This is a genomic window from Verminephrobacter aporrectodeae subsp. tuberculatae (assembly GCF_026127385.1).
Classification (GTDB): Bacteria; Pseudomonadota; Gammaproteobacteria; order Burkholderiales; family Burkholderiaceae_C; genus Acidovorax; species Acidovorax aporrectodeae.
In genome coordinates this window covers 1545420-1572162 of record NZ_QZCX01000002.1, presented here as the reverse complement: position 1 = coordinate 1572162, position 26743 = coordinate 1545420, and the positions used below count along the sequence as shown (strand labels likewise).

Below are 26743 nucleotides of genomic sequence, written 5' to 3'. Positions count from 1 at the left end.
GCGACGTCAGCAGCAGCAACTACAGCGTGGACACCGTGGCGCCGCAGTTGCTGAGCATCGTGCTCGACGACAGCGCGCTGAAAATCGGCGAGACGGCCCACGTCACCGTCACCTTCAGCAAGGCGGTCGATGGCTTTGGCGCCGCGCACCTGACCGTCTCCGATGGCACGCTCAGCGCACTCACGCGCAGCACCGACGGCCTGACATGGACCGGCACGCTGACCCCGGCAGCGAACACCACGGCAGCGAGCAACGCCATCAGCGTGAACAACCTCAGCGGCGTCGCGGACGCTGCCGGCAACCCGGCCACGGGCAGCCCAAGCAGCGAAAACTACGCCGTGGACACCGCAGCGCCCACGCTGACCAGCATCGCCGTCGGCGCCAGCGCGCTCAAGGCCGGCGAGACGGCCACCGTCACCATCAGCTTCAGCGAAGCGGTCAATGGCTTGACCGCCGCACACCTGACCACTCCCAATGGCACGCTCGGCGCGCTCACGCGCAGCGCCGACGGCCTGACATGGACCGGCACGCTGACCCCGGCAGCGAACACCACGGCGGCGAGCAACGCCATCAGCGTGAACAACCTCAGCGGCGTCGCGGACGCTGCCGGCAACCCGGCCACGGGCAGCGCCGTCAGCAGCGAAAACTACGCCGTGGACACCGCCTCGCCCACGCTGACCAGCATCGCCGTCGGCGCCAGCGCGCTCAAGGCCGGCGAGACGGCCAGCGTCACCATCAGCTTCAGCGAAGCGGTGAGCGGCTTTGGCAAGGAGAACCTGAACGTGCCCGGCGGCACGCTGTCCGATCTGAGCGCGTCCGAAGGCGGCAAGGTCTGGACCGGCACGCTGACCCCCGCGGTGAACACCACGGCGGCGAGCAACGCCATCAGCGTAAACAACCTCAGCGGCGTCGCGGACGCTGCCGGTAACCCGGCCACGGGCAGCGACGTCGCCAGCGGAAACTACGCCGTGGACACCGCCGTGCCCACGCTCAGCAGCATCGCCATCGACGACCGCGCGCTCAAGGCCGGCGAGACGGCCAGCGTCACCATCACCTTCAGCGAAGCGGTGAGCGGCTTTGGCAAAACGAACCTGAACGTGCCCCACGGCACGCTGTCCGATCTGACCAGTTCCGAAGGCGGCAAGGTCTGGACCGGCACGCTGACCCCGGCGGCCAACACCACGGCGGCGAGCAACGCCATCAGCGTAAACACCCTCAGCGGCACCGCGGACGCTGCCGGCAACCCGGCCACGGGCAGCGACGTCACGAGCGAAAACTACGCCGTGGACACCGTGCGGCCCGCGCTGCGCGCGAGCAACGCCATCACGCTCAGCGAGCGCAGCTTGGCCTCCGGAAAAACCGCCAGCGTCAGCTTCCACTTCAACACGGCGGTGCAGGACATCTCCGCCGCCGCGAGCGCGAGCAACGGCGCGCTGTCCGACTGGAGTGCCAACGCAGACGGCACGGTCTGGAGCGCCACCCTGACGCCCACGGCGAACGTGGAGGCCAGCACCAACCAGGTCACGCTGGACCCTGCCCACGTGCACAGCGTCACCGGCAACGCCGGCGAGGGGACCCCCGGGCAGTCGGAAAACTACGTGGTCGACACCTCGGTTCCGACGTTCGAGCACGCCACGGCCAACGGACGCGATCTGGTGCTCAGCTATACCGAAGCCAGCAGCCTGGGTCTGGACGAGACGAATACGGCCCCCGCAACGGCCTTTGCGGTGAGCAGCAGCAGCGGTCTGACCATCCGCGTCGAGAGCGCCACGGTGAATGCCCTGGCCAAGACCGTCACGCTGCGCCTGAACCGCGACGTGGACAGCATCGAGACGCTGAACGTGGGCTACACCCGGCCCGCGAGCGGCAACAACGTGCTGCAGGACGCAGCCGGCAACGACGCGGCGAATCTCACGAGCCAGGCGGTAACGAATAACTCCGCGGCCGACACCACGGCCCCCGTGCTCAGCACGGCCACGGTCAGCGGGCGCGAGTTGGTGCTGAGCTACACCGAGGCCAGCAGCCTGGGCCTGGACGCGGCGCATACGCTCCCCGCCACGGCCTTTGCGGTGAGCAGCGCCAGCGGCGTGGCCATAGCCGTCGAGAACGTCACGGTGAGCGCCACGGCCAAGACCGTCACGCTGCACCTGAGCCGTGACGTGGACAGCACCGAGGCAGTGAGCGTGGGCTACACCCGGCCCGCGAGCGGCAACGTGCTCCAGGACGCAGCCGGCAACGCCGCGGCGAATCTCATCGCCCAGACGGTCAGCAACAGCACCGCAGCCGACACCACGGCGCCGGTGCTCGACACGGCCACGGTCAACGGGAACGATCTGGTACTGACCTACACCGAGGCGAGCAGCCTGGGTCTGGACGCGGTGCATACGGCCCCCGCCACGGCCTTTGCGGTCAGCAGCGGCAGTGGCCTGGCCATAAGCGTCGAGCGCGCCGCGGTGGACGCCACGGCCAAGACCGTGACCCTGCGCCTGAGCCGTGCCGTGGACCACGGCGAGACCGTGAACCTGAGCTACACCCGGCCCGCGAGCGGCAACGAGGTCCTGCAGGACGCCGCCGGCAACGCCGCGGACAGCATCATCCACCAGGTGGTGAGCAACAACTCCGCAGCCGATACCACGGCCCCGGTGATCCACAGCATCACGGTCACCGGGCGCGATCTGGTGCTCAGCTACACCGAGGCGAGCAGCCTGGGTCTGGACGCGACGCATACCGCCCCCATCACGGCCTTCGCGGTGAGCAGCAGCAGCGGCGTCGCCATAGGCGTCGAGAGCGCCGCGGTGGACGCCACGGCCAAGACCGTCACGCTGCGCCTGAGCCGCACCGTGGACAGCAGCGAGACGGTGGACGTGAACTACACCCGGCCCGCGGCTGGCCCCGACGTCATACAGGACGCAGCCGGCAACGACGCGGACAACCTCACGCACCAGGCAACGACGAACCACTCCGCGCCCGACACCACGGCCCCGGTGATCAGCGGCGCGACGGTCAGCGGACGCGAGCTGGTGCTCAGCTACACCGAAGCGAGCGGCCTGGGTCTGGACGCGGCGCATACGGCCCTCGCCACGGCCTTTGCGGTCAGCAGCGCCAGTGGCGTGGCCATCAGCGTGGACAACGTCACGGTGGATGCCACGGGCAAGAGCATCACCCTGCACCTGAGCCGTGACGTGGACAACGGCGAGGTGGTGCGCGTGAACTACACCAAGCCCACGACCGACAACGTGCTGCAGGACGCCGCCGGCAACGACGCGGACAACCTCATCAACCAGGCGGTCACGAACAGTTCTGCAGCCGACACCACGGCCCCGGTGCTCGACACGGCCACGGTCAACGCAAACGCTCTGGTGCTGACTTACACCGAGGCAAGCAGCCTGGGGCTGGACGCAATCAATACGGCCCCCGCCACGGCCTTTGCGGTCAGCAGCACCAGCGGCCTCGCGATCGCCGTGGACAACGCCACGGTGGACGCCACGGCCAAGACCGTCACGCTGCACCTGAGCCGTGCCGTGGACCACGGCGAGGTGGTGAACGTGAGCTACACCCGGCCCGCGGGCGGCAACGGCGTGCTGCAAGATGCAGCGGGCAATGACGCGGCGAACCTCACGAATCAGGCGGTAACGAACAGCTCCGCAGCCGATACCACGGCGCCGGTGTTCAGCACGGCCACGGTCAGCGGGCGCGATCTGGTGTTGGCGTACACCGAGGCGAGCAGCCTGGGCCTGGACGAGACGAATCCGGTGGATGCCGCAGCCTTTGCCGTGAGCAGCGCCAGTGGCGTCGCCATCAGCATCGACAGCGTCACGGTGAACGCCACAGCCAAGACCGTCACGCTGCGCCTGAACCGTGACGTGGACAGCGGCGAGGCGGTGAGCCTCCGCTACACCCGGCCCGCAAGCGGCAACGTGCTGCAGGACGCTGCCGGCAATGACGCAGCGAATCTCGCAGACCAGGTGGTAACGAATAACTCCGCGACCGACACCACGGCGCCGGTGCTCGGCAGCGCCACGGTCAGCGGGCGTGATCTGGTACTGACCTACACCGAGAGCAGCAGCCTGGGACTGGACGCAACAAATACGGCCCCCGCAACGGCCTTTGCGGTGAGCAGCGCCAGCGGCGTCGCCATCGCCGTGGACAAGGTCACGGTGAACGCCACGGCCAAGACCATCACGCTGCGCCTGAGCCGTGACGTGGACAGCAGCGAGGCGGTGAGCCTGAGCTACACCCGGCCCGCGACCGGCAACGACGTGCTGCAAGACGCGGCCGGCAATGACGCGGCCAACCTCACGAGCGAGGCGGTGACGAACAGTTCCGCGGCCGACACCACGGCGCCGGTGCTCGGCAGCGCCACGGTCAGCGGGCACGATCTGGTACTGACCTACACCGAGGCAAGCAGCCTGGGCCTGGATTCGGTCCACACGGCCCCCGCGGCGGCCTTTGCGGTGAGCAGCGCCAGCGGCCTGGCCATCAGCGTCGAGAGCGTCGCGGTGGATCCCACGGCCAAGACCGTCACGCTGCACCTGAACCGCGCCGTGGACAGCGGCGAAGTGGTGAGTCTGAACTACACCAAGCCAGCGACCGGCAACGACGTGCTGCAAGACGCAGCCGGCAATGACGCGGAAAACCTCACGAACCAGGCGGCGGTGAACCACTCCGCAGCCGATACCACGGCCCCCGTGCTCAGCACGGCAACGGTCAGCGGCCGCGATCTGGTGCTGACTTACACGGAGGCCAGCAGCCTGGGTCTGGACGCGGCCCATACGCCCCCCTCCACGGCCTTTGCGGTCAACAGCGCCAGCGGCGTCGCCATTGCAGTCGAGAACGTCGCGATCAATGCCACGGCCAAGACCGTCACGCTGCACCTGAGCCGTGACGTGGACAGCACCGAGGTGGTAAGCCTCGGCTACACCCGACCCGCAACCGGCAACGACGTGCTGCAGGACGTGGCAGGCAATGACGCGGCGAATCTCACGGACCAGGCGGTGACGAACAACTCCGGAGCCGATACCACGGCCCCGGTGCTCAGCAGCGCCACGGTCAGCGAGCGCAATCTGGTATTGACCTACACGGAGGCCAGCAGCCTGGGCCTGGACGCGGTGCACACGGCCCCCGCAACGGCCTATGCGGTGAGCAGCGCCAGCGGCGTCGCCATAGCCGTCAATAGCGTCACGGTGGATGCGACAGCCAAGACCGTGACCCTGCTCCTGAGTCGTTCCGTGGACAGCGTCGAGGCGGTGAGCCTGAACTACACCCGGCCCGCAACCGGCAACGACGTGCTGCAGGACGCGGCAGGAAACGACGCGGCCAACCTCACGAACCAGGCGGTAACGAATAACTCCGCAGCCGACACCACGGCCCCCCTGCTCAGCGCCGCCGTGGTCAACGGGCACTTTCTGGCGCTGAGCTATACCGAGGCCAGCAGCCTGGGTCTGGACGAGACGAATACAGCCCCCACCACGGCCTTTGCGGTAAACAGCGCCAGCGGCCTGGCCATCGCCGTGAATAGCGTCACGGTAAATGCCTTGGCCAGGACCGTCACGCTGCACCTGAGCCGCGACGTGGACGGCGGCGAGGCGATAACCCTGAGCTACACCAAGCCTGCAACCGGCAATCAGGTGCTGCAAGACGCAGCGGGCAATGACGCGGCCAACCTCACGAACGAGGTGGTGAGAAACAACTCCGCGGCCGACACCACGGCGCCCGTGCTTGGCAGCGCCACGGTCAGCGGGCGCGATCTGGTACTGACCTATACCGAGGTCAGCAGCCTGGGTCTGGATGCAGTGAATACGGCCCCCGCGACGGCCTTTGCGGTGAGCAGCGCCAGCGGCGTGGCCATAACCGTCGAGAACGTCACGGTCCATGCCACGGCCAAAACCGTCACGCTGCACCTGAGCCGTGACGTGGACAGCACCGAGGCGGTGAGCCTGAGCTACACCCGGCCCGCGGGCGACAACGTGCTGCAAGACGTGGCCGGCAATGACGCGGCCAACCTCACGGACCAGGCGGTGACGAACCACTCCGGAGCCGATACCACGGCTCCGGTGCTCAGCAGCGCCACGGTCAGCGACCGCAATCTGGTATTGACCTACACCGAGGCCAGCAGCCTGGGCCTGGACGCCATCAACACGGCCCCCGCCGCGGCCTTTGCAGTGAGCAGCGCCAGCGGCCTGGCCATAGCCGTCGATAGCGTCGCGGTCGATGCCACGGCCAAGACCGTCACGTTGCGCCTGAGCCGTTCCGTGGACAGCACCGAGGTGGTAACCCTCAGCTACACCCGGCCCGCAAGCGGCAACGACGTGCTGCAAGACGCAGCGGGCAATGACGCGGCCAACCTCACGAGTCAGGCGGTAACGAATAACTCCGCGGCCGATACCACGGCGCCCGTGCTCAGCACGGCAACGGTCACCGGAAACGATCTGGTATTGACCTACACCGAGGCCAGCAGCCTGGGTCTGGACGCCATCAACACGGCCCCCGCCACGGCCTTTGCGGTGAGCAGCGCCAGCGGTGTGGCCATCACCGTCGATAGCCTCACGGTGGATCCCACGGCCAAGACCGTCACGCTGCACCTGAGCCGTGCCGTGGACAGCGGCGAGGCCGTGACCCTGAACTACATCCGGCCCGAGACCGGCAATCACGCGCTGCAAGACGCAGCGGGCAATGACGCGGCCAACCTCACGAATCAGGCGATCACGAATAACTCCGCGGCCGACACCACGGCGCCCGTGCTCGGCAGCGCCACAGTCAGCGGGCGCGAACTGGTACTGACCTATACCGAGGCCAGCAGCCTGGGTCTGGATGCAGTGAATACGGCCCCCGCGACGGCCTTTGCGGTGAGCAGCGCCAGCGGCGTGGCCATAACCGTCGAGAACGTCACGGTCCATGCCACGGCCAAGACCGTCACGCTGCACCTGAGCCGTGACGTGGACAGCACCGAGGCGGTGAGCCTGAGCTACACCCGGCCCGCGGGCGACAACGTGCTGCAAGACGCTGCCGGCAATGACGCGGCCAACCTCACGGACCAGGCGGTGACGAACAACTCCGGAGCCGACACCACGGCCCCGGTGCTCAGCAGCGCCACGGTCAGCGACCGCAATCTGGTATTGACCTACACCGAGGCCAGCAGCCTGGGCCTGGACGCCATCAACACGGCCCCCGCCGCGGCCTTTGCAGTGAGCAGCGCCAGTGGCCTCGCCATAGCCGTCGAGAACGTCGCGGTCGATGCCACGGCCAAGACCGTCACGCTGCGCCTGAGCCGTTCCGTGGACAGCGGCGAGGCCGTGACCCTGAGCTACACCAAGCCCGCAACCGGCAACGACGTGCTGCAAGACGCAGCAGGCAATGACGCGGAAAACCTCACGAATCGGGCGGTAACGAATAACTCCGCGGCCGATACCACGGCGCCCGTGCTCAGCACGGCAACGGTCAGCGGGCGCAATCTGGTGCTGACTTACACAGAGGCCAGCAGCCTGGGTCTGGACGCGAACAACACGGCCCCTGCCACGGCCTTTGCGGTAAGCAGCGCCAGCGGTGTGGCCATCACCGTCGATAGCCTCACGGTGGATCCCACGGCCAAGACCGTCACGCTGCACCTGAGCCGTGCCGTGGACAGCGGCGAGGCCGTGACCCTGAACTACATCCGGCCCGAGACCGGCAATCACGTGCTGCAAGACGCGGCGGGCAATGACGCGGCCAATCTCACGAGCCAGGCGGTAACGAATAACTCCGCAGCCGACACCACGGTGCCCGTGCTCGGCAGCGCCACGGTCAGCGGCCGCGATCTGGTACTGACCTATACCGAGGCCAGCAGCCTGGGCCTGGACGCAATCCATACGGCTCCCGCGACGGCCTATGCAGTGAGCAGCGCCAGCGGCGTGGCCATCACCGTCGAGAACGTCACGGTGAATGCCACGGCCAAGACCGTCACGCTGCATCTGAGCCGTGACGTGGACAGCACCGAGGTGCTGAGCCTGAACTACACCCGGCCCGCAAGCGGCAACGACGTGCTGCAAGACGCAGCAGGCAATGACGCGGCCAACCTCACGAATCAGACGGTGAGCAACGGCTCCGCAGCCGATACCACGGCCCCGGTCCTTGGCAGCGCCACCGTCAACGGGCACGATCTGGTGCTGACTTACACGGAGGCCAGTAGCCTGGGTCTGGACGCGGTGCACACGGCCCCCGCTGCGGCCTTTGCAGTGAGCAGCGCCAGCGGCGTCGCCATAGCCGTCGATAGCGTCGCGGTCGATGCCACGGCCAAGACCGTCACGCTGCGCCTGAGCCGTTCCGTGGACAGCGGCGAGGTGGTAGCCCTTAGCTACACCCGGCCCGCAACCGGCAACGACGTGCTGCAAGACGCAGCAGGCAATGGCGCGGAAAACCTCATAAACCGGGCGGTGACGAACAACTCCGCAGCCGACACCACGGCCCCCGTGCTCAGCACGGCAACGGTCAGCGGGCACGATCTGGTGCTGACTTACACAGAGGCCAGCAGCCTGGGTCTGGACGCCACGAACACGGCCCCCGCCACGGCCTTTGCAGTGAGCAGCGCCAGCGGTGTGGCCATCACCGTCGATAGCCTCACGGTGGATCCCAGGGCCAAGACCGTCACGCTGCACCTGAGCCGTGCCGTGGACAGCGGCGAGGCCGTGACCCTGAACTACACCCGACCCGCGACCGGCAATAACGTGCTGCAAGACGCAGCGGGCAATGACGCGGCCAACCTCACGAACCAGGCGGTGAGCAACGGCTCCGCAGCCGACACCACGGCCCCCGTACTCGGCAGCGCCACGGTCAGCGGGCGCGATCTGGTACTGACCTATACCGAGACCAGCAGCCTGGGCCTGGACGCCATCAACACGGCCCCCGCCACGGCCTATGCAGTCAGCAGCGCCAGTGGCGTGGCCATAGCCGTCGATAGCGCCGCGGTGAATGCCACGGCCAAGACCGTGACGCTGCTCCTGAGCCGTGACGTGGACAGCACCGAGGTGCTGAGCCTGAACTACACCCGGCCCGCGGCTGGCCCCGACGTGCTGCAAGACGCAGCAGGCAATGGCGCGGCCAACCTCACGAACCAGGCGGTGAGCAACGGCTCCGCAGCCGATACCACGGCCCCGGTCCTTGGCAGCGCCACGGTCAACGGGAACGATCTGGTGCTGACTTACACGGAGGCCAGCAGCCTGGGTCTGGACGCCATCAACACGGCCCCCGCCGCGGCCTTTGCAGTGAGCAGCGCCAGTGGCCTCGCCATAACCGTCGAGAGCGTCACGGTCCATGCCACGGCCAAGACCGTCACGCTGCGCCTGAGTCGTGCCGTGGACAGCGGCGAGGCCGTGACCCTGAACTACACCCGGCCCGCAACCGGCAATAACGTACTGCAAGACGCAGCCGGCAACGACGCGGCCAACCTCACGAATCAGGCGGTAACGAACAGCTCCGCAGCCGATACCACGGCGCCCGTGCTCGGCAGCGCCACGGTCAGCGGGCGCGAGCTGGTGCTGACCTATACCGAGGTGAGCAGCCTGGGCCTGGACGCCATCCATACGCCCCCTGCCACGGCCTATGCGGTGAGCAGCGCCAGCGGCGTGGCCATAGTCGTCGAGAACGTCACGGTCCATGCCACGGCCAAGACCGTCACGCTGCATCTGAGCCGTGACGTGGACAGCACCGAGGTGGTAAGCCTCGGCTACACCCGGCCCGAGACCGGCAACGGCGTGCTGCAGGACGCTGCCGGCAACGACGCGGCCAACCTCACGAACCAGGCGGTGAGCAACAGCTCCGCAGCCGACACCACGGCCCCCGTGTTCGGCAGCGCCGCGGTCAGCGGCCGCAATTTGGTACTGACTTACACGGAGGCCAGCAGCCTGGGTCTGGACGCTGTCCATACGGCCCCCACGACGGCCTTTGCGGTGAGCAGCGTCAGCGGCCTGGCCATAACCGTCGAGAGCGTCACGGTAAACGCCACGGCCAAGACCGTGACCCTGCTCCTGAACCGTGGCGTGGACAGCGGCGAAGCGGTGAGCCTGAGCTACACCAAACCCGCAACCGGCAACGATGTGCTGCAAGACGCCGCCGGCAATGACGCGGAAAACCTCACGAACCGGGCGGTGGCGAACAACTCCGCGGCCGACACCACGGCCCCGGTGCTCAGCAGCGCCACGGTCACCGGAAACGATCTGGTATTGAGCTACACCGAGGCGAGCAGCCTGGGCCTGGACGCGACCAACACGGCCCCCGCCACGGCCTATGCAGTCAGCAGCGCCAGTGGCGTGGCCATAGCCGTCGATAGCGCCGCGGTGAATGCGACGGCCAAGACCGTGACCCTGCGCCTGAACCGTGCCGTGGACAGCGGCGAGGCCGTGACCCTGAACTACACCCGGCCCGCAACCGGCAACAAGGTCCTGCAAGACGCCGCCGGCAACGACGCGGACAACCTCACGAACCAGGTGGTGACGAACCACTCCGCAGCCGACACCACGGCCCCCGTGCTCAGCACGGCAACGGTCAGCGGGCGCGATCTGGTGCTGAGCTATACGGAGGCCAGCAGCCTGGGCCTGGACGCGGCAAATCCGGTGGGCGCTGCGGCCTTTGCGGTAAGCAGCGCCAGCGGTGTCGCCATCACCGTCGAGAGCGTCACGGTAGGCGCCACGGCCAAGACCGTCACGCTGCACCTGAGCCGTGACGTGGACAGCACCGAGGCGGTGAGCATGAGCTACACCCGGCCCGCAACCGGCAACGTGCTGCAAGACGTGGCCGGCAATGACGCGGACAGCCTCACGAGCCAGGCGGTGACGAACAATTCCGGAGCCGATACCACGGTCCCGGTGCTCAGCAGCGCCACGGTCAGCGAGCGCAATCTGGTGTTGACTTACACGGAGGCCAGCAGCCTGGGCCTGGACGCGGTGCACACGGCCCCCGCAACGGCCTATGCGGTGAGCAGCGCCAGCGGCGTGGCCATAGCCGTCAATAGCGTCATGGTGGATGCGACAGCCAAGACCGTGACCCTGCTCCTGAGTCGTTCCGTGGACAGCGTCGAGGCGGTGAGCGTGAGCTACACCCGGCCCGCGACCGGCAACGACGTGCTGCAGGACGCAGCAGGAAACGACGCGGCCAACCTCACGAGCCAGGCGGTAACGAATAACTCCGCAGCCGACACCACGGCCCCCGTGCTCAACGCCACCGTGGTCAATGGGCACTTTCTGGCGCTGAGCTATACCGAGGCCAGCAGCCTGGGTCTGGACGAGACGAATACAGCCCCCACCACGGCCTTTGCAGTGAACAGCGCCAGCGGCCTGGCCATCGCCGTGAATAGCGTCACGGTAAATGCCTTGGCCAGGACCGTCACGCTGCACCTGAGCCGCGACGTGGACAGCGGCGAGACGATAACCCTGAGCTACACCAAGCCTGCAACCGGAAACAAGGTGCTGCAAGACGCCGCGGGCAACGACGCGGCCAACCTCACGAACGAGGTGGTGAGAAACAACTCCGCGACCGACACCACGGCGCCCGTGCTCGGCAGTGCCACGGTCAGCGGGCGCGAGCTGGTACTGACCTATACCGAGGTCAGCAGCCTGGGTCTGGATGCCACCCATACGCCCCCCTCCACGGCCTTTGCGGTCAGCAGCGCCAGCGGCGTGGCCATAACCGTCGAGAACGTCACGGTCCATGCCACGGCCAAGACCGTGACCCTGCACCTGAGCCGTGACGTGGACAGCACCGAGGTGGTGAGCCTCGGCTACACCCGGCCCGCAACCGGCAACGTGCTGCAAGACGCTGCCGGCAATGACGCGGCCAACCTCACGAACCAAGCGGTGAGCAACGGCTCCGCAGCCGATACCACGGCCCCGGTGCTTGGCAGCGCCACGGTTAGCGGACACGATCTGGTACTGACTTACACGGAGGCCAGCAGCCTGGGCCTGGACGCGGTGCATATGGCCCCCGCTGCGGCCTTTGCGGTGAGCAGCGCCAGCGGCCTGGCCATAGCCGTCGATAGCGTCGCGGTCGATGCCACGGCCAAGACCGTCACGCTGCGCCTGAGCCGTTCCGTGGACAGCGGCGAGGTGGTGACCCTGAACTACACCAAGCCAGCAACCGGCAACGACGTGCTGCAAGACGCAGCGGGCAATGACGCGGCCAACCTCACGAATCAGTCGGTAACGAATAACTCCGCGGCCGATACCACGGCGCCCGTGCTCAGCACGGCAACGGTCAGCGGGCGCGATCTGGTGCTGACTTACACAGAGGCCAGCAGCCTGGGCCTGGACGCCATCAACACGGCCCCCGCGACGGCCTTTGCAGTCAGCAGCGCCAGCGGCGTGGCCATCACCGTCGATAGCCTCACGGTGGATCCCACGGCCAAGACCGTCACGCTGCTCCTGAGCCGTGCCGTGGACAGCGGCGAGGTCGTGACCCTGAACTACATCCGGCCCGAGACCGGCAATCACGTGCTGCAAGACGCGGCGGGCAATGACGCGGCCAATCTCACGAGCCAGGCGGTAACGAATAACTCCGCAGCCGACACCACGGTGCCCGTGCTCGGCAACGCCACGGTCAGCGGCCGCGATCTGGTACTGACCTATACCGAGACCAGCAGCCTGGGCCTGGACGCAATCCATACGGCTCCCGCGACGGCCTATGCAGTGAGCAGCGCCAGCGGCGTGGCCATCACCGTCGAGAACGTCACGGTGAATGCCACGGCCAAGACCGTCACGCTGCACCTGAGCCGTGACGTGGACAGCACCGAGGTGCTGAGCCTGAACTACACCCGGCCCGCAAGCGGCAACGACGCGCTGCAAGACGCGGCAGGCAATGGCGCGGCCCACCTCACGAACCAGGCGGTAAGCAACGGCTCCGCAGCCGATACCACGGCCCCGGTCCTTGGCAGCGCCACGGTCAGCGGGCACGATCTGGTGCTGACTTACACGGAGGCCAGCAGCCTGGGTCTGGACGCCATCAACACGGCCCCTGCCGCGGCCTTTGCAGTAAGCAGCGCCAGCGGCGTGGCCATAACCGTCGAGAGCGTCACGGTAAGCGCCACGGCCAAGACCGTCACGCTGCACCTGAACCGTGCCGTGGACAGCGGCGAGGCCGTGACCCTGAACTACACCCGGCCCGCAACCGGCAACGACGTGCTGCAAGACGCAGCGGGCAATGACGCGGCCAACCTCACGGCCCAGGCGGTGACGAACAACTCCGTAGCCGATACCACGGCGCCCGTGTTCGGCAGCGCCACGGTCAGCGGCCGCAATCTGGTACTGACTTACACCGAGGCCAGCAGCCTGGGCCTGGACGCAACCCATACGGCCCCCGCGACGGCCTATGCGGTAAGCAGCGCCAGCGGCGTCGCCATCAGTGTCGAGAACGTCACGGTCAACGCCACGGCCAAGACCGTGACGCTGCACCTGAGCCGTGACGTGGACAGCACCGAGGTGCTGAGCCTGAACTACACCCGGCCCGAGACCGGCAACGACGTGCTGCAGGACGCTGCCGGCAATGACGCGGCCAACCTCACGAACCAGGTGGTCACCAACGGCTCCGCAACCGATACCACGGCCCCCGTGCTCAGCAGCGCCGCAGTCAGCGGCCGCAATTTGGTGCTGACTTACACGGAGGCCAGCAGCCTGGGTCTGGACGCTGCCCATACGGCCCCCACGACGGCCTTTGCGGTAAACAGCGCCAGTGGCCTGGCCATAACCGTCGAGAGCGTCACGGTAAACGCCACGGCCAAGACCATGACCCTGCTCCTGAACCGTGACGTGGACAGCACCGAGGTGGTCAGCCTCGGCTACACCCGGCCCGCAACCGGCAACGACGTGCTGCAAGACGCCGCGGGCAATGACGCGGCCAACCTCACGAACCAGGCGGTGACCAACGGCTCCGCGGCCGACACCACGGCCCCCGTGCTCAGCAGCGCCACGGTCACCGGAAACGATCTGGTGCTGACCTACACCGAGGCGAGCAGCCTGGGCCTGGACGCGACCAACACGGCCCCCGCCGCGGCCTTTGCGGTGAGCAGCACCAGTGGCGTGGCCATAACCGTCGAGCGCGTCACGGTGAACGCCACGGCCAAGACCGTGACCCTGCGCCTGAACCGTGCCGTGGACAGCGGCGAGGCGCTGAGCCTGAACTACACCCGGCCCGCAACCGGCAACGACGTGCTGCAAGACGCAGCGGGCAATGACGCGGCCAACCTCACGAACCAGGCGGTGACCAACGGCTCCGCAGCCGATACCACGGCCCCGGTGCTCGGCAGCGCCACGGTCAGCGGGCGTGATCTGGTGCTGAGCTATACCGAGGCCAGCAGCCTGGGCCTGGACGCGGCAAATCCGGTGGGCGCTGCGGCCTTTGCGGTGAGCAGCGCCAGCGGCGTCGCCATCAGCGTCGAGAGCGTCACGGTAGGCGCCACGGCCAAGACCGTCACGCTGCACCTGAGCCGTGACGTGGACAGCACCGAGGCGGTGAGCATGAGCTACACCAAGCCCGCAACCGGCAACGTGCTGCAAGACGCTGCCGGCAATGACGCGGACAGCCTCACGAACCAGGCGGTGATCAATGGCTCGGCAGCCGATACCACGGCCCCGGTGCTCAGCAGCGCCACGGTCAGCGGGCACGATCTGGTACTGACTTACACCGAGGCCAGCAGCCTGGGCCTGGACGCGGTGCATACGGCTCCCGTGACGGCCTATGCGGTGAGCAGCGCCAGCGGCGTCGCCATAAGCGTCGAGAGCGTCACGGTGAACGCCACGGCCAAGACCGTCACGCTGCGCCTGAACCGTGACGTGGACAGCAGCGAAGCGCTGAGCCTGAACTACACCCGGCCCGCGACCGGCAACGACGTGCTGCAGGACGTGGCCGGCAACGACGCGACCAAGCTCACGAACCAGGCGGTAACGAACAACTCCGCAGCCGATACCACGGCCCCCGTGCTCAGCGCCGCCGTGGTCAACGGGCACTTTCTGGCGCTGAGCTATACCGAGGCCAGCAGCCTGGGTCTGGACGAGACGCATACAGCCCCCGCCACGGCCTTTGCCGTGAGCAGCGCCAGCGGCGTCGCCATAGCCGTCGATAGCGTCACGGTGAATGCCTTGGCCAAGACCGTCACGCTGCGCCTGAGCCGCGACGTGGACAGCGGCGAGGCGGTGAACGTGAGCTACACCAAGCCTGCAAGCGGAAACAACGTGCTGCAAGACGCAGCGGGCAACGACGCGGCCAACCTCACGAACGAGGTGCTGAGAAACAACTCCGCCGCCGACACCACGGCGCCCGTGCTCGGCAGCGCCACGGTCAGCGGGCGCGAGCTGGTGTTGACCTACACGGAGGTGAGCAGCCTGGGTCTGGCCGCAACCCATACGGCCCCCGCGACAGCCTTTGCGGTGAGCAGCGCCAGCGGCCTGGCCATAGCCGTCGAGAACGTCACGGTGAATGCCACGGCCAAGACCGTGACCCTGCACCTGAGCCGTGACGTGGACAGCACCGAGGTGCTGAGCCTGAACTACACCCGGCCCGCGGCTGGCCCCGACGTGCTGCAAGACGCAGCAGGCAATGGCGCGGCCAACCTCACGAACCAGACGGTAAGCAACGGCTCCGCAGCCGATACCACGGCCCCGGTCCTTGGCAGTGCAACGGTCAGCGGGCACGATCTGGTGCTGACTTACACGGAGGCCAGCAGCCTGGGTCTGGACGCGGTGCACACGGCTCCTGCGACGGCCTTTGCGGTGAGCAGCGCCAGTGGCCTCGCCATAACCGTCGATAGCGTCACGGTAAATGCCACGGCCAAGACCGTCACGCTGCGCCTGAACCGTTCCGTGGACAGCGGCGAGGCGGTAAGCCTCAGCTACACCCGGCCCGCGGCTGGCCCCGACGTGCTGCAGGACGCAGCCGGCAACGACGCGGCCAAGCTCACGAACCAGGCGGTGACGAATAACTCCGCAGCCGATACCACGGCGCCGGTGCTCAGCAGCACCACGGTCATCGGGCGCGATCTGGTACTGACCTACACGGAGGCCAGCAGCCTGGGTCTGGACGCGGCGCATACGGCCCCCGCCGCAGCCTTTGCAGTGGGCAGCGCCAGCGGCGTCGCCATAACCGTCGATAGCCTCACGGTGGACCCCACGGCCAAGACCGTCACGCTGCACCTGAGCCGTGCCGTGGACAGCGGCGAGGCCGTGACCCTCAGCTACACCAAGCCCGCGGCTGGCCCCGACGTGCTGCAGGACGCAGCTGGCAACGACGCAGACAGCATCACGAGCCAGGCGGCAACGAATAACTCCGCAGCCGACACCACGGCCCCGGTGCTCGGCAGCGCCACGGTCAGCGGACGCGATCTGGTACTGACTTACACGGAAGCCAGCAGCCTGGGTCTGGACGCGGCGCATGCTGCCCCCGCCACGGCCTTTGCGGTGAGCAGTGCCAGTGGCCTTGCCATCGGCGTCGAGAGCGTCGCGGTAGATGCCACGGCCAAGACCGTCACGCTGCACCTGAGCCGTGACGTGGACAGCACCGAGGCGGTAACCCTCAGCTACACCAAGCCCGCGGGCGACAACGTGCTGCAAGACGCAGCCGGCAATGACGCGGCCAACCTCACGAGCCAAGCGGTGACGAACCACTCCGCTCCCGACACCACGGCCCCGGTGTTCAGCAGCGCCACGGTCACCGGACGCGACGTGCTGCTGAGCTACACCGAGGCGAGCAGCCTGGGTCTGGACGCGGCCCATACGGCGCCGGCCGCGGCCTTTGCGGTGAGCAGCAGCAGCGGCCTGGCCATCGCCATCGACAGCGTCGCGGTGAACGCCACGGCCAAAACGGTCACGCTGCGCCTGAACCGTTCCGTGGACAGTGGCGAGACGGTGAGCGTCAGCTACACCCGGCCCGCGGCTGGCCCCGACGTGCTCCAGGACGCTGCCGGCAACGACGCGGGCAACCTCGCCGGCCAGGCGGTGAGCAATCACACCGCAGCCGACACCACGGCCCCGGCGCTGGGCAGCGCCACGGTCAGCGGGCGCGATCTGGTACTGAACTACGCGGAGGCCAGCAGCCTGGGTCTGGACGCAGCGAATACGGCCCCCGCGACGGCCTTTGCGGTGCACAGCGCCAGTGGCCTCGCGATCGGCGTGGACAGCGTCGCGGTGGATGCCACGGCCAAGACCGTCACGCTGCGCCTGAGCCGTTCCGTGGACAGCGGCGAAGCGGTGACCCTCAGCTACACCAAGCCCGCGAGCGGCAACAACGTGCTGCAAGACGCAACCGGCAACGACGCAGACAGCTTCACGAGCCAGGCGGCAACGAACCAATCCGCAGCCGACACCACGGCCCCCGTGCTCAGCAGCGCCACGGTCAGCGGGAGCGATCTGGTACTGAGCTACACCGAGGCCAGCAGCCTGGGTCTGGACGCTGCCCATGCGGCTCCCGCGACGGCCTTTGCAGTCAGCAGCGCCAGCGGCCTCGCCATAGCCGTGGACAGCGTCACGGTGGATGCCACGGCCAAGACCCTCACGCTGCACCTGAGCCGTTCCGTGGATGGCGGCGAGGCGGTGAGCGTCAGCTACACCAAACCCGCAAGCGGCAACGACGTGCTGCAAGACGTGGCAGGCAACGACGCGGCCAACCTCACGAACCAGGCGGTAACGAACCACTCCGCTCCCGACACCACGGCCCCCGTGCTCCGCAGCACCACGGTCAGCGGGCGCGATCTGGTACTGACTTACACGGAGGCCAGCAGCCTGGGTCTGGATGCAATCCATACGGCCGGCGCCGCAGCCTTTGCGGTGAGCAGCGGCAGCGGCCTCGCCATAGCCGTGGACAGCGTCACGGTGCATGCCACGGCCAAGACCGTCACGCTGCACCTGAGCCGTGACGTGGACAGCGGCGAGGCCGTGACCCTGAGCTACACCAAGCCCGCGGGCGACAACGTGCTGCAAGACGTTGCCGGCAATGACGCGGCCAACATCACCACCCAGGCGGTGACGAACAACACCGCTCCCGACACCACGGCCCCGGTGCTCCGCAGCGCCGCGGTGAACGGGCGCAATCTGGTGCTGAGCTACACCGAGGCAAGCAGCCTGGGTCTGAACGCGGCCCATACGGCCCCCGCCACGGCCTTTGCAGTCAACAGCGCCAGCGGCGTGGCCATCAGCGTGGACGACGTCACGGTGGATGCCACGGCCAAGACCGTCACGCTGCACCTGAACCGCGACGTGGACAGCGGCGAGGCGGTGCGCGTCAGCTACACCCGGCCCGCGGGCGGCAACGCCCTCATGCAGGACGCGGCCGGCAATAGCGCGGACACGCTCACGAACCAGGAGGTGACGAACAACAGCGCAGCCGACACCACGGCCCCGGTGATCAACAGCGCCGCGGTCAGCGGGAACGATCTGGTATTGACCTACACCGAAGCCAGCGGTCTGGGTCTGGACGCGACGCATACCGCGCCCGCCACGGCCTTTGCCGTGCACGTGAATGGCGTCCGCAACACCGTCACCCAGGTGCGCGTGAATGCTCCGGCCAAGACCGTGACCCTGGCCTTGGAGCACGCGGTGACCGGCGGTGAGACCGTGACCGTCGCCTACACCCGACCCGAGACCGGCAACGCCGTCCTGCAGGACGCTGCCGGCAACGATGCCGCCAGCTTCAGCGCCATGGCGGTGGGCAACGCCCCCGACACGACGGCCCCGGTGATCAGCCAGGCACGCATCAGCGGCCGGAGCCTGGTGCTCAGCTGCACCGAGGCAAACGACCTGGACGCGCTCAACAAGCCGGCCCCCGGGGACTTTGCGGTGCTCGTGAATGGCGTCGCAAACGCCGTCTCCAGCGTGAGCGTGGACGCAGCGGCCAAGACCGTGACGCTGGAACTGGCCACCGCCGTGACCGGCGGTGAGGCGGTGAGCGTCGCCTACACCCGGCCCGCGACCGGCAGCGCCACCCTCCGTGACACGACGGGCAACGTGGCAGCCAGCTTCAGCGCCATGGAAGTGGGCAACGGACCGGACACCACGGCCCCGGTCATCGGCATGGCCAGCGCCAGCGGCGACCAGCTGGTGCTCAGCTACACCGAAGCGAACAAGCTGGATGCCGTCCACACGGCGAACAGCGCCGCCTTTGCGGTGCACGTGAACGGCGTCGTGAACGCGGTTCGCGCGGTCGCCGTGGATGCCGCAGCGAAGACCGTCACCCTGACGCTGAGCACCCCCGTGACCGGCGGCGAGACGGTGCGCGTTGCCTACACCGCCCCCCCGGCCGACACCGGCGCCGCAGCCATACAGGACGCGACCGGCAACGATGCCGCAGGCTTCACGGACATGGTGGTGCACAGCGGACCCGACACGACGGCCCCGGTGATCAGCAGCGCCAAGGCGAACGGCGACCAATTGGTGCTCAGCTGCGCCGAAGCGAACGCGCTGGACGCCGAGCACAAGCCGGCCCCCGAAGCCTTCACGGTGCTCGTCGATGGCGTGCGCAGCGCCGTCACCGCAGTCGCCATAGATGCGCTGGCGAATACCGTGGCGCTGACGCTGGCCCACGCCGTGGCCTACGGCCAGTCGGTGAAGCTCTCGTACACCGACCCCACGGCCGGCAACGACGCCGAGGCCCTGCAGGACCGCAGCGGCAACGACGCCGCGAGTTTCAGCGCGCACGAAGCGAAGAACACCGTTGCCGCCCCCCCGCCCAGCAAGATCCGCAAGCCGAGCGGGGACAACGACGGCGTTCCCGGCGAAATAGAGGACCGGACCCCCGGCCTCTACCGCCCCCATGGACCCGCCCCCGTGGCGGGCGACGGCAACGGGGACGGAACCAGGGACAGCGAACAATCCTCGGTGAGTTCGATCCGCATCTCGGTCAGCACCTCGAAGGAAGACGATTCGGACGACACGCCGGCAAGCACCTACACCACCCTGGTGGCAGGCAGCGAGAACGGCAAGCCCAGCGCCGATCACGGCACACGCATCGCCCGCCTGGAGCAGAAAAAGATCCCCCCCAACCTGCCCCGGGCGCTGGAGGCGCTCGGCGGGCTGACCAGCTTCCAGGTAGAGCTGACTCCCGGCACACACACCGAGAGTTTCAGCCTCTACGTGGACCCGGCGCAGCACGCCAACGGCTACTGGCTGCGGGACAGAACCGGCACCTGGGTGAACCTGGCGAGCGAGCCCTACAGCGGCAAGGTGGTGCGGGACGGGCAAAGCCTGCGGCTCGACTTCCGGATCGAGGACGGCGGCGCTTTCGACGCCGACGGCGAGACCGACGGGATCATTACCGCCCCCGGCACGGCGGCGCACATGCTGCTGTCCATCGTCGGGCAGGCGTCCGATGCGCAAGCGCACGAGGTCTGGTTCTGATGGACCGGCTTCGCTGCGCAAGGGATACCCGCTCCATGCGCCAGGAGCTGATTCCAGAGCGCGCTCCCGGCGCCCCGAACCCGGTGCTGCGCCGCGCACGCGGTGGCCTGGTCTGCCCGCCAGAGCCAGAACCCATGAAACGAGCACGACCCCCTGCGTCCATGGACGGCAGGCGACGCCCAAGCTGAACCCGGAAAACCACACGCCAACCATCACAGGAAAAAGGAAAAGCACCATGACCGCACCCACCCTCGCCGCATCCGGCCACTCGATCAGCGAAACCGCCATCGGATTCGACCGGACGACGACCGTCGTCACCGTCAAATTCAGCGAAGCAATAAAGGGCTTCGACACAACGGACGTGAGCCTGCCCCAGGGCGCTGGCAGAGTGACCACCGTGAGCGCCGTCAGTCCCGGCGCCGACGGCAGCAGCGACACCTGGCTGGTCACCATCACATCGGGGCTCACGTGGAACAATCCCTCAACGTCCCAAAACCCCGTCGCGGTGAACCTTGCCGGCGTGACGAATGCCGCGGGCGAAGCGGGAACGGGAACGATGGACGTCCCGGGCATCCTCTACGACGTCGACGCCACAAGGCCCACCGTCGACATCCGGGTGAGCGACAGCAGTCTGCTGCCGGGAGGAGTCACCGATGTCATGGTCGAATTCAAGGAACCGGTCACCGGTTTCGACGAGGATGACATGCGCAGCCTCACCGTGCAAAACGGTACGCTGGGCAGCTTCAGTGTCTCCGACAACGGCCTGAAATGGTACGCCAAGCTGACCGCGGACAGAGGCGTTGAGGTGAGCAACCGCAGCATCACCATGGATACCGTCCTCGCCGGCATCATGGACCTGGCTGGGAACAGGCCCCTGTTCAAAACCGTCTCCAGCAACGCCTACGCCATCGATCCCACGCCGCCCACGCTGATCAGCTTCGCCATAAGCGATCACGACCTGCGGGCCGGCAGAACGGCCACCGTCACCATCACCTTCAACGAAATGGTGCTCGGCCTCAACAACCGGGATCACCTGGAAGTCTCCGGCGGCACGCTGTCCGAGCTGAAATCATCCACGGACGGCAAGGTCTGGACCGCCACCCTGACTCCGCCGGAGAACAGCATCGTGCCGCACAACAGCGTCAGGATGAAAAGTTTCCTCAATGCGCGGGACGCTGCCGGCAACCTGCTCACGGGCACCCTTCCGGCCGCTGAAAACTTCGCCGTGGACACCGTGCGGCCCCACCTCGCCGCCAACGGCATCACGATCAGCGACAACGCACTGTGCGTCGGAGAAACCGCCACCGTCAGCGTCACTTTCGACATCCCGGTGCAAAACGTCTCCGCTGCCGTGAGCGCGCCCAACGGCACGCTGTCCGGTTGGAGTCCCAACGCAAGCGGTACGGTCTGGAGCGCCACCCTGACGCCCACGGCGAACGTGGAGGCCTCGGGCAACCACATCACGGTGGACATGATCCACGTGCTCACCCCTTCGGGCAACGCCGGGCTGGGCCAGTCCAATTCCGGCAGCGACTACACGGTGGACACACGCCCCCCGCAGATCAGCAACAACGCCACGGAAAACACGGTGAATGGCACCCAGTTGGTGCTCAGCTACATCGAAGCGATCGGCCTGGATGCGGCGCACGTCGCGGCCACCGGGACCTTTGCGCTGCGCGTCAATGGCACAGTCGTGGCCAACGCCGTCACCGCAGTGAGCGTGAATGCCACGGCCAAGACCGTGACGCTGACGCTGGCCAACAACGCCGTAGGCCACGGCGATACGGTCCTCCTCTCCTACACCGACCCCACGAGTGGCAACGACGCCAACGCCATACAGGACGCAGCCGGCAACGACGCCGTGAGCTTCGCCGAGTGGCAGATACAGAACAACACCCCGGACACCACGCCGCCCGTGCTGCTGAGCATCGCCATAGCCGACCGCCAGCTCAAGATCGGCGACACGACCCAGGTCAGCATCCGCTTCAGCGAGGTGGTGACCGGCTTTGGCAAGGCGAATCTGAGCGTGCCCAGCGGCACGCTATCCGATCTCACAGCCTCCGAAGGCGGCATGCTCTGGAGCGGCACCCTGACCCCCGCGGCGAACACCGTGGCGGCGAGCAACGCGATCAGCGTGCGCAGCCTTGCCGGTGTCGAGGACGCCGCGCACAACACCGCCACGGGGAGCAGCGTCACCAGCGAGAACTACCAAGTGAACACCGTGGCGCCGCAGTTGCTGAGCATCGCGCTCGACGACAGCGCGCTGAAAATCGGCGATACGCCCCGCGTCACCGTCACTTTCAGCGAAGCGGTGAGCGGCTTTGGCAAGGCGAACCTGAGCCTGTCCGCTGGCACGCTGTCCGAGCTGACGGCCACCGAAGGCGGCAAGGTCTGGACCGGCACGCTGACCCCCGCGGCAAACACCGCGGCGGCGACCAACGCCATCCGCGTGAACACCCTCAACGGCGTAAAAAGCGCGGCCGACAACGCCGCCACGGGCAGCGACGTCACCAGCACGAACTACAGCGTGGACACCGTGGCGCCCCAGCTGACCCACATCACGCTCGACGACAGCACGCTCAAGGCGGGCGAGACGGCCACCGTCACCATCACCTTCAGCGAAGCGGTCACCGGCTTCAACAAGGACCATCTGATCGTCTCCAGTGGCACGCTCGGCGCGCTCACGCGCAGCACCGACGGCCTGACATGGACCGGCACGCTGACCCCGACGGCAAACATCACGGTGGCGAGCAATGTCATCCGCGTGAACAACCTCAGCGGCGTCGCGGACGCTGTCGGCAACCCGGCCACGGGCAGCGGCGTCGCCAGCGACAACTACAGCGTGGACACCGTGGCGCCGCTGCTGACCCGCATCGCGCTCGACGACAGCGCGCTGAAAATCGGCGAGACGGCCACCGTCACCGTCACCTTCAGCGAGACGGTCGATGGCATGACCGCCGCGCACCTGAGCACTCCCCATGGCACGCTCGGCGCGCTCACGCGCAGCGCCGACGGCCTGAGCTGGACCGGCACCCTGACCCCGGCGGCGAACACCACGGCCGCGAGCAACGCCATCAGCGTGAACAACCTCAGCGGCGTAAAAAACGCTGCCAACAACGCCGCCGTGGGCATCCACGTCACCAGCGACAACTACAGCGTGGACACCGTGGCGCCCGAGCTGACCGGCATCACGCTCGCCGACAGCGCGCTGAAAATCGGCGAGACGAGCACCCTCACCGTCACTTTCAGCGAAGTGGTCAGTGGCCTGACTGCCGCGCACCTGACCACTCCCAGTGGCACGCTCGGCGCGCTCACGCGCAGCGCCGACGGCCTGAGCTGGACCGGCACGCTGACCCCCGCGGCAGACACCACGGCGGCGAGCAACGCCATCCGCGTGAACAACCTCAGCGGCGTCACGGACGCTGTGGGCAACCTGGCCACGGGCAGCGGCGTCACCAGCGCCAACTACAGCGTGGACACCGTGGCCCCCCAGCTGACGCACATCACGCTCGGCGACAACGCGCTCAAGGCGGGCGAGACGACCAGCGTGACCATCAGCTTCAACGAAGCGGTCACCGGCTTTGGCAAGGACCACCTGAGCGTCTCCAGTGGCACGCTCGGCGCGCTCACGCGCAGCGCCGACGGCCTGACATGGACCGGCACGCTGACCCCGGCGGCCAACACCACGGCGGCGGCGAACACCATCAGCGTGAACAACCTCAGCGGCGTCACGGACGCTGCCGGCAACCTGGCCACGGGCAGCGACGTCACCAGCACCAACTACCGCGTGGACACCGTGGTGCCGCAGTTGCAGCGCATCACGCTCGACGACAGCGCGCTGAAAATCGGCGCGACGACCACCGTCACCGTCACCTTCAGCGAGGTGGTCGATGGCTTGGTCGCCGCGCACCTGACCACTCCCAGTGGCACGCTCGGCCCGCTCACGCGCAGCGCCTACGGCCTGAGCTGGACCGGCACGCTGACCCCGGCAGCGAACACCACGGCAGCGAGCAATGCCATCAGCGTGAACAACCTCAGCGGCGTCGCGGACGCTGCCGGCAACCCGGCCACGGGCAGCGACGTCACCAGCACCAACTACCGCGTGGACACCGTGGCGCCCCAGCTGACGCACATCGCGCTCGACGACAGCACGCTGAAAATCGGCGAGACGGCCACCGTCACCGTCACCTTCAGCGAAGCGGTCGATGGCTTTGGCGCCGCGCACCTGAGCACTCCCAATGGCACGCTCGGCGCGCTCACGCGCAGCGCCGACGGCCTGACGTGGACCGGCACGCTGACCCCGGCAGCAAACACCACGGCGGCGAGCAACGCCATCAGCGTGAACAACCTCAGCGGCGTCACGGACGCTGCCGGCAACCTGGCCACGGGCAGCCCGAGCAGCGCAAACTACGCCGTGAGCACCGTTGTGCCCACGCTCAGCAGCATCGCCATCGACGACCGCGCGCTCAGGACCGGCGAGACGGCCACCGTCACCATCACCTTCAGCATCGCGGTGAGCGGCTTTGGCAAGGCGAACCTGAACGTGCCCGCCGGCACGCTGTCCGATCTGACCGCGTCCGCAGGCGGCAAGGTCTGGACCGGCACGCTGACCCCCGCGGTGAACGTCACGGCAGCGACCAACGCCATCAGCGTGAACACCCTCAGCGGCGTCGCGGACGCTGCCGGCAACCCGGCCATGGGCAGCGACGTCACCAGCGAAAACTACGCCGTGGATACCGCCGTGCCCACGCTGAACAGCATCGCCATCGACGACCGCGCGCTCAAGGCCGGCGCGACGGCCAGCGTCACCATCACCTTCAGCGAAGCGGTGATCGGCTTTGGCAAGGCGAACCTGAGCGTGCCCCACGGCACGCTGTCCGATCTGAGCGCATCCGAAGGCGGCAAGGTCTGGACCGGCACGCTGACCCCGACAGCGAACACCACGGCGGCGACCAACGCCATCCACGTGAACACCCTTGGCGGCGTCACGGACGCTGCTGGCAACCCGGCCATGGGCAGCGACGTCACCAGCGCAAACTACGCCGTGGACACCGTGCGGCCCGCGCTGCTCGCGAGCAACGCCATCATGCTCAACGAGCGCATGTTGGCCTTCGGAGAAACCGCCAGCGTCAGCTTCCACTTCAACACGGCGGTGCAGGACATCTCCGCCGCCGCGAGCGCGAACAACGGCACACTGTCCAACTGGAGCGCCAACGCAGACGGCACGGTCTGGAGCGCCACCCTGACGCCCACGGCGAACGTGGAGGCCAGCACCAACCAAGTCACGCTGGACCCTTCCCGCGTGCTCAGCGTCAGCGGCAACGCCGGCGAGGGGCCCCCCGGATATTCAGAAAACTACACGGTCGACACCGTGGCCCCGACGTTCAACCGCGCCACGGCGAGTGGCAACCAGCTGGTGCTGAGCTACACCGAGGGAACGACCCTCGATGCGATGCATCCCCCGGCTCCCGGAAATTTTGAGGTGCGCTTGGATGACGCAGTCAACGCCGTCACCGCAGTCGCCGTGAATGCCGTGGCCAAGACCGTGACGCTCACGTTGGAGCACGCCGCGCTCCCCGGCCAGAAGATGAAACTCTGGTACACCAACCCCACGGCCGGCGACGACACCAACGCCATACAGGACGCCGCAGGCAACGACGCCGCGAGCCTTGCCGACGAATCGGTGGACAACCCCCGGCTCCCGAGCCGCAATAACGCGTCGGACCGCGACAACGACAGCGTGCCCGGCAACGTCGAAGACCGGGTCCCCGGCCTCTCCCGCCCCGACGGCTCGCTCCCCGTGGCGGGCGACGGCAACGGAGACGGAATCAAGGACAGCGAACAATCCACGGTCGGCTCGACCAACACCGCAGCCCCCCCTCCGGAGGAACGCGACAACCCGGGCAACGCGCCGGACACTGCCCCCTCCACCACCACGACCACCCTGGTGGCAAACAACCGGGGTGACCAGGACGGCAAGTCCGACACCGAGCACGGCACACGCGTCACCCACCTGGAGCAAAAAGACGCCCCCACCGACCTGCCCCCGGCGCTGGAGATGCCCATCGGACTGACCAATTTCCGCGCGGAACTGTCCATCGGCACGCACGTCGGGCATTTCAGCCTCTACGTGGACGCAGCGCAGGAAATCAACGGCTACTGGATGAAGAACCCCAGCGGCACCTGGGTGAACCTGGCGAGCGAGCCCTGCGGCGGCCAGATGGTGCTCGAGGGCGAGCGCCTGCGGCTCGACTTCCAGATTGAGGACGGCGGCGTCTTCGACGCCAACGGCCTGGTCGACGGAACCATCACCGCCCCCTGCGGCGCGGCGGCGCGCATGCCACTGTCCATCGCCGGGCAGGCGTCCGACGCGGAGTTGCTCGGGTTCTGGCTCTGAGGGAGGG

The 26743-nt window shown here is 67.9% G+C and carries 2 protein-coding genes; both read left to right on the top strand.

Features of this window, described 5'->3' with window-relative positions; translation table 11 throughout:
- Nucleotides 1-26 precede the first annotated feature (26 nt).
- Nucleotides 27-20339 carry a SwmB domain-containing protein gene (locus D5041_RS15030; RefSeq protein ID WP_265285069.1) on the top strand — a complete coding sequence of 6771 codons (20313 nt, stop codon included), beginning with the start codon at nucleotides 27-29 and terminating at the stop codon, nucleotides 20337-20339.
- A gap of 235 nt (nucleotides 20340-20574) precedes the next feature.
- Nucleotides 20575-26736: an Ig-like domain-containing protein gene (locus D5041_RS15025; protein WP_265285068.1), complete on the top strand. Its 6162-nt coding sequence runs from the start codon at nucleotides 20575-20577 to the stop codon at nucleotides 26734-26736.
- Nucleotides 26737-26743: the final 7 nt, after the last annotated feature.